Origin of the sequence: Bartonella sp. AA89HNZF (assembly GCF_042196905.1) — a bacterium.
GTDB lineage: Bacteria > Pseudomonadota > Alphaproteobacteria > Rhizobiales > Rhizobiaceae > Bartonella.
In genome coordinates, this window is the sequence record NZ_JBHIRD010000007.1 from 69332 (window position 1) to 76962 (window position 7631).

Here is a 7631-nt window from a genome sequence, read left to right on the forward strand (position 1 = left end):
GCTGCAATCACAAGAGAAACAGAAGCACGCAAATCCGTCGCCATGACAGGAGCCCCTTGCAAATTCTCTGTTCCATAGACAGTTGCCGTCTGCCCATCAAGCTTTATCTTTGCCCCTAAGCGATTGAGTTCTTGAACATGCATAAAACGATTTTCGAAAACCGTCTCTGTAATATGCGCGATTCCTTCAGCCCGTGTCATGAGCGCCATGAATTGCGCTTGGAGATCAGTTGGAAAAGCAGGATAAGGTCCTGTTTTAATATCAACGGGCATAATTTTGGTGTTCTTTGGATTTCGCTTAATATGAATTCCTTGAGGTTCTATTTGAATCTCGAGTCCTGTTTTTTGGAGCACCTTAAGCACTTTTGTGAGATGATTAGGATTTGCATTTTTAAGAAAGACATCTCCTCCCGTCATAGCAACAGCCATTGCATATGTTCCCGCTTCGATTCGATCAGCAATAACGCGTACTCTAGCACCGTTGAGTTTTTTAACCCCTTCAATTGTAAGCGTTGTTGTTCCTTCACCGGTTATTTGAGCCCCCATAGCATTCAGAGTTCGAATAAGGTTTGTCACTTCTGGCTCACAAGCTGCATTCTCAAGAGTGGTTGTTCCCTTTGCCATTGTCGCCGCCATCAGCAGCACATGGGTTCCACCAACAGTGACTTTAGGGAACCGATAGTGAGCACCTTTTAACCCCTTTAGCGCTTTTGCATGAACATATCCATTTTCGATAGTAATCTGTGCGCCTAAAGTTTTAAGTCCCTCAAGGATAAAATCGACAGGTCTTGTTCCAATAGCGCATCCTCCAGGAAGCGAAACATAAGCCTCTGCACATCGTGCAAGCAGAGGTCCGATAACCCAAAAGCTTGCACGCATTTTTTTCACCAGTTCATATGGTGCCCGTGTTGTGGCTATTTTTTGCGCCGTAAAATGAATTGTTCTTGAATTCACACATTCATCGTTAAACTCTTGTCCATCAACGGCATATCCAACACCATGATTATTGAGAATACGAATAAGCAATTCAACATCGGCCAGATGCGGAATATTTTCTAAAGTGAGCGTTTCTTCTGTCAGCAGCGCCGCAATCATAAGAGGCAATGCAGCATTTTTTGCCCCAGATATAGGAATTGTTCCTTGAAGTTTTTTTCCCCCAACAATTTGAATAGAATCCATCGTGTTTTCCCTCTTTTCCTTTGTGCCTGCCCTTCCAAAGGATTGTCCCCCTTCGGGAAGTTATGCTTTATTAATCGTTTTAGAACGCATTCTAACTATGAGAACAAATTATTGAGAAGTTTGGTTGCAAAAATTTACTAAAAAACATTTTTTTGCATTTTAGAGCTCTGGTTGTGCTCTTTTTCGGCTTTGCTCTTTTCGACGTTTCAGGTTTTGACGCAATTGTTGTGCCAATCTTTCTTGACGTCGTTTTGCTTTTTCATCTTGATGATTAATTTCATTTTGTTTTTGTTTTTGATGCATTTGTGTCATTGCGCAACCTTTTAAACAGTGTTGAGCTTCTATCCAAGCAACTCATTTAGATATTTAAGCATATAAGAAACATATGTCATGACATAAGATACGTTTTCTTGCAAGAATATACAAATGTTCTCTTGCCTATTTTCTGACAATATGGCACAAGACAGCGCAAAGATTGAAAAGGGCTGCGGTAGCTCAGTGGTAGAGCACTCCCTTGGTAAGGGAGAGGTCGAGAGTTCAATCCTCTCTCGCAGCACCATTTTATTCTTCTTTTGCCTCTCTCTTCTGGCCCTTATAAGTCTTCCCTATAAGCCTAAATCTTTTCCCCCAACCTTCATCGGCTTCATCAAATCCTCCATCCTTTAAACCATGCGCTTCAATAGCCTCAAAATCAGTAGCCTCAAAATCAATGGCTTCAAAATCAAGAGCCTCAATGCCACGCTTAATCTCTAAAATGCCTTACGAACGGCTTTTGAAATTGACCGCCCCCCAAAGAATATCCCCCCACCCCTTTCCTTGCCTCCCCCCTCTTTCCTTTCTGTAAGATTTGCCCTATCCTTGTCTTTACCAAGCCTCACTGTTGCAACAGCTCTTGGCACTTGAGACGATATAAGCATTTTTATTTTTTCAATATTTTATTTCTTGAATATTTTTCCCCACAAGCTCACCCTGTTTGTAATATGCAAACAAACGATTTTACTTGATTCAATATAAGAGCGTCTGAATAAGAAGGGTTGAAATAAGAACATCTCACACTATTTCGGGCTCTCATTGAAATTCAAATTAAATCTCAATAATGAATTATTATAAACTCATTGTTTGAACATATCCCATTGATACCTTTATCCGCCCCAAAACGAATAATCTTATCTTTCTAGCCTCTCTATCCATCTCAAGCAACACAAGTATTCCCTGTAAAATTAGAATAAGCTTCATCGATCCTATTCGTCATTTACAACAAATCTAACAGAGCCATTTCCAGAACCTCCTCTCAACGCCTTTCCCATTCTCCCCACCCCTTACCAAAAGCAAAAACCAAACAGTGATAAAATCCCCCTCAATAAAGCTTTCACTAAGCACCCCACGCTCCCATATGGCAAACATCCCATATGGCAAACATCTCATATGCCAAACATCCCATATGACAGGCATCTCATATGACAGGCATCCCCATATACTAGACATCCCATATGGCAGAAAATTGAGAGCCTGCCTTTTCAAAGAAGATCCCTCATTACCAATTTTATACACTATGGTTTTCCACGTGCTCTAAGCCTCCCTCTTTCAACACGCATCTTTTTTATACGAATACTTTGATTGATACGGATAGCGTTATTCGTCTTGCATAAGAGCCCCAAGAGCGAAAAGCTCTCTCCCTCTGTTCTATTGAAATCAATCACCCCTCTTCGCTTACACTTCACAAGCAGAAAGATCCGTATGGCGAGAAACTTTCCAAGAAAAGCATATCTCTTCGTAAGAAGCCTCCCAGTAAACGAGATTATGAATCGTCTCAAGAGCTACAGCCCATGCCGCAATTTTGGCAACGGGCCCCCAATAGTACCAACTTACTTTTTCATAAAGTAAAAATAGGGTGCGCAATGTTTATAATCTCTGGGGGGGTATAATCTACGGACTTTATAATCTACGGGGCTTGACCGTTATACCCCTCACGATATTATTCACAGGCGCCAGTATGAAATTTACGAACGCCAGGCATGAAATGGCTGTGAAATGAGCTTAGAGCGAGATATCTTTATTAAAACAAGTGCGTGAATGTACAACAACAAGTATATTTCATTTGGAGTATTTTGGATATTGCCTACTCTCCCCACCCTAGGACAACCATTTTGGCTACAGATCCTCTTATATTTTCTGCTGTCATATCTCCTCCAATAAGCTAAAACCCCACATATGCGGGGTTTTAGCCAGTACCACACCTTTATTTAGACACATTATGATCATTATAACCATTTTTATTAAATACGTTTTTACGTATATTTTCAACACAAAAATAACACATATTGATTTATTTAACAGAAATCAATTAAATATTCATGATAATCATTAAAAGTTAAAATGATGAAATTACTATTCAGAACGTACGTCATAATATTTATAACGTTTTTTTCTGTATTCATATTATTGGGTTGTACTCAAGTAAGCGAGATCGCTGAATACGATAGCTTTACCAAAAATATGTCCATGAAAATTACACTCCTTTAGCATATTCTCAGAAATTAGAAAAAGCAAAAAAAGAGGTAGAATATTTAAAAGCGTATATGGAATGGACTGTAGACATACCCCATGACACAAGTCAATTTTGGAGGCATTTAATAACATTGCCCAGTAATCCTCCAGAATTCAATATTTTTAAACATTATCACATATTGCTTGTTTTTTGTGGACGTTTTTTTGATTTATGGCAAGGTGATAAAACGATGCCCACACTTACCTTTAACGACTTACCAACAAGACTGAAGGATTTTAAAGCTAACGGGATGAAATACAGGAAAAATTGGGATTATATAGAAAATATTTTCCTCAAAGCAAAGTTTGAAACAAACTTTGATGATCCAATGTTTGCGTACGCAGAAAAATTTTTGGATTCCCCTAATGGCATTAGTCGAAAAGAACAAACTCTCCAGACAGAGCTGCTCATAATAGGCAATGAACTCACTCGTTTTAGAAACACAGCAACAATGTGCGTTATGGCTAGAGAGGTATACCTTGCCATGATGCCCAAAGAAAATGTAAAACCGCCCGTAAGATATAGCACTTTTGAAAAATGGAAGCAGTATTTAAAAAATCTTTAAACGGACCATAAAACGCCTTTCAAAATACTTCTAAAGAACCATTAAGCCCCCCTTACAATGACTATAATCAGGCACAAAGAGGGTATAAAAAACAATGTTAATTAAACAGTCTTTATTGAGAAGCGTCTTAATTATCGCTCTTTTAACAATGCATCTTTTTTATTCTTCAAAGGGATATACTCATTCGAATGAAGTGTTCTCTTCAAAAGAAATTACAGAAAGAGAGAGATTCTTCCGCATTTTCCTTGTTAATGGAAGTCGCTGGTGGGAAGAAAAATTCTACCAAATTCTCTGGATAGAAAAAACATTTTTTTTGGAAAACAAGCAGCAGTTATCGCAACCGCTCTATGAAAAACATGTCAATATAATAAAAAAATGGCAGAATATAATCAAAAAACGACATCATGTATTTAATACTCTGTGCACCCTTATAGAATTAGAAATAGATGCAATGCGACATGTGAATGAAGCAAAACACTCTCATGAGCATACAGATCTCTCAAACCTTATGAAACACATAGAGACATATCAAGAGCGTATAGCTAAAAACAAGAAAGAACTTGAGAAACTTGATCATGAAATTGAGATCTTATACAAAGTTATCATAGAGTATACAAAATTACCATAAACTTTGATCTATTCATTCCATAACTTTATGAAAAGTGCTTCTCAAAGGGTTCCCTGTATTTTCAAGCACTTTGAACTATCTATCGCCATCTTGAACTATCTATCGCCATCTTTAGATACAGAGTGCCAAAGTACAGTAACGTTATCATACAATTTGTTGTATTTTACCAACACAAAAATAACACATATTGATTTATTCAACAGAAATAACTTATAAAAGCTCATCAGAAACAAACGACAATAAATACCTTATGTTTAAACACTTTATTTTCTTCGCTATCGTAATAAGCGCTGTTTTATTTACGCATCATACAACGAGTGGATGTACAACAGATGGTCTTTTTGTTGGAAGTACTTCTCCGATTAATTGTATTTCAAAAGAATATATAAGACAGAAAATAAAAAAGAAGCTATTAGAAAAAGAACGCGAAAGAGAATGGTTAGAGCTTGAACAATTTTCTGTTAGCGCTTGTCCAGGTGGAAAATTTCCTGTTTATTATGGCTTTTCTATTATCGATTGTGTTTTGAGAGGAAGAACTAAAACAAAATCGTCTTAATCAAAATCATTTTAATAATGAAATCAATATAATGAAATTATTCATGCAATGGTTTATCGTAGCATTCGTAATAACAACGATAATGTCTGTTCCCATAAGTTTACTTTGGCGTTTTAGATTTAAGGTTCCTGCCTGTTTATTTACAATAATGACAACCTTGGCTATTATTGCCGTCCCTTTTACATTTGATTTATCGTCTCTCTTTTAATCTATTTTTGTAAAAAATATTTCTAAAATATTAAAAACACCCTGCATTTTTAAGCGTTTTGAACTGTATCTCCTCTCATTTAGAGACAATAGCCCCAAGTACAGCCATGCCACTCAATACAATTTTCAACATATTTCTAACATAAAAATAACACATGTCGATACATTCAAAAGAGATCAATTAAACGATCTTATAAAATAAGAGCAATACACAAAGTAGCTGTATTTAATGATAGTAAATGAAGACGATTATTATGGAATTCTTGGTGTAAGCTACGCATGCAACGATAAACAGATAAAATCTGCTTTTCGTAAATTAGCTCTGCAATACCACCCTGATCATAATTCTAGTACCGAAGCAGAACAAAAATTCAGAAAAATTTGTGAAGCCTATGAAGTTCTTAAAGATCCTCAAAAGAGAGCTGCTTACAATCAGTTCTATCATGAAACTTTTAAAGATAATGACAAGGCTTCTGAAAGTAATAAAAGCCGAGATAATATAGGTTTAGTGTTAATATCACCTTTTAAAAAAATAGCTGTCTTTGTCATTGCTCTAATACTATTTTTCGTAATATATATTGGCGGTACCATTATTATATTTCGGTATTTTGATTAGAGGAACTTAATAAAACAATGATAATAGAGTGGTCTATAAATGTCTCTTCCGATTAACATACTTTGGTGATTTAGGTTAAAGATTCCGGCGTTTTTATTTGCAATAATGACCGCCTTAGCTGTTATTGCCGTTCCCTTCATATTCTATTGATAGTTATTTTTGTAAAATCTGAAGAGCTTTAAGATCAGTCCCACAGTGAATTCACAAGGTGTGGTCATTTTTGATTTTCTATAACAAGGTAGTGTAGAAAAACATAAAGATTATAATGTCTCTATTCGTTCTTTTCTTATTCTCCCGTTTCCTCCACCCCTCTATTTTTTTCCACAACCCGCCCCCCAATCTTTCCCCCAATAAGCCCACTTGACTCCACACAGACTTTTTCTCATGCCCCTACATCCTTTTCCCATATCGGCTAAAAAACGCCCCTCAAACGACTCTTTCTTAATGAACAAAAGTACCACAAGGACCATTTCCTCTCCAATGAAAAAGCACTTGTCCGGCAACTTCGCCATCATGGGGGGACTTTCATCGCGCCGCCCCCGAACACGCCCCCACCACAAAAGCGGCCAGAAGCTCCCCGTTGTCCCAATACGTCTAAACAAGCTTTAACGACCTCCCCCATCAAACACCTCTTTCCATTTTTCAGCATGCTTTACGTATCACTCCAAGCTCCCTACTTGCGTGCCGCAAAAAATAAAAACCGGCTCTTTTCCTCCTTGAACGTGCCTTTTTATAGGTTGGAACCTGTCTGTACTGCTGCTTCTCTTCCCCCTAAGCCTCATTTTTGTTCTCTAGCATGCTTTACGTGTCACTCCAAGCCACTGGATAACGACCTGCCCCCTCCATTGTCTTTTCCCCCCAATGAACCAGCCGGCAACTTCCCCCACACACACAAGCGCCCGCAATTTCTCATATATAGGCTCTTTTCTTCATGCCCCCTTTTCCACACCTCATATCTCCCCTCCAGCATATGCCTTGCATACGCCTTCAAGCTCTCCTCCTCCCCCCACTCGTCCTCCCTTTTAACCAGCCAATCACCAACATTTTCCCCAACAAGTTTCCCCCCCCAACATCCCTCCTCCCCACAAGTTTCTCATCCCCTCCTTTTCCATATCAGCTAAGCCCCTCCCAAGCGGCGCACCCCAAGAACGAAAGCATAACGCGCACCATTGTCCCCGCAATAAAAAAACACTTGCCCGTCATTGTACTCCCCCAGCACTCACCACAAAAGCTCCCAAAATCATGCCACCATATCTCTAAACACTTGGCCTTACTCCCATTCTCGTTTTGCCCTCCGGCATACGCCTTGCATGCGCTTCAAGCTCCCCGCTTT

The 7631-nt window shown here is 38.5% G+C and carries 7 protein-coding genes, 1 tRNA gene and 1 pseudogene; 5 read left to right on the forward strand and 4 right to left on the reverse strand.

Annotation, left to right across the window (positions count from 1 at the left end; genetic code table 11):
• Together murA and ACFIN0_RS04930 are read right to left on the reverse strand one after the other, a co-directional pair.
• Positions 1-1178: UDP-N-acetylglucosamine 1-carboxyvinyltransferase (gene murA, locus ACFIN0_RS04925; RefSeq protein WP_375702042.1), on the reverse strand; the 1178-nt coding region annotated here is incomplete at its 3' end.
• Positions 1179-1337: 159 nt separating this feature from the next.
• The gene (locus tag ACFIN0_RS04930; RefSeq protein ID WP_375607050.1) at positions 1338-1490 is read right to left on the reverse strand and encodes a hypothetical protein; all 153 of its coding nucleotides are present in this window, start codon (positions 1488-1490) and stop codon (positions 1338-1340) included.
• Between the two features lie 172 nt (positions 1491-1662).
• On the opposite strand from ACFIN0_RS04930, the gene ACFIN0_RS04935 reads away from it, so the two are divergent.
• Positions 1663-1737: transfer RNA gene (locus ACFIN0_RS04935), tRNA-Thr, on the forward strand.
• Positions 1738-2888: 1151 nt separating this feature from the next.
• Here ACFIN0_RS04935 and ACFIN0_RS04940 read toward each other — a convergent pair.
• Positions 2889-3077 carry a hypothetical protein gene (locus tag ACFIN0_RS04940; RefSeq protein WP_375621487.1) on the reverse strand — a complete coding sequence of 63 codons (189 nt, stop codon included), beginning with the start codon at positions 3075-3077 and terminating at the stop codon, positions 2889-2891.
• 839 nt (positions 3078-3916) lie between these two features.
• Here ACFIN0_RS04940 and ACFIN0_RS04945 point away from each other — a divergent pair.
• The 4 genes and pseudogenes from ACFIN0_RS04945 to ACFIN0_RS04960 form a co-directional block, all read left to right on the forward strand.
• Positions 3917-4291, forward strand: a complete 375-nt coding sequence (locus ACFIN0_RS04945) for a hypothetical protein (protein ID WP_375646226.1) — start codon at positions 3917-3919, stop codon at positions 4289-4291.
• A 94-nt stretch (positions 4292-4385) separates the two neighbouring features.
• Entirely contained in the window at positions 4386-4919 is a 534-nt protein-coding gene (locus ACFIN0_RS04950; RefSeq protein ID WP_375610856.1) for a hypothetical protein, read from the forward strand.
• 250 nt (positions 4920-5169) lie between these two features.
• Positions 5170-5475: a hypothetical protein gene (locus tag ACFIN0_RS04955; protein ID WP_375611649.1), complete on the forward strand. Its 306-nt coding sequence runs from the start codon at positions 5170-5172 to the stop codon at positions 5473-5475.
• A 436-nt stretch (positions 5476-5911) separates the two neighbouring features.
• Positions 5912-6151, forward strand: a pseudogene (locus ACFIN0_RS04960) (DnaJ domain-containing protein); the annotation flags it as partial.
• Between the two features lie 458 nt (positions 6152-6609).
• Here the strand turns inward: ACFIN0_RS04960 and ACFIN0_RS04965 are convergent.
• Complete coding sequence (locus ACFIN0_RS04965; protein WP_375702043.1) at positions 6610-6900, reverse strand: hypothetical protein; 291 nt, start codon at positions 6898-6900, stop codon at positions 6610-6612.
• Between the last annotated feature and the right edge of the window lie 731 nt (positions 6901-7631).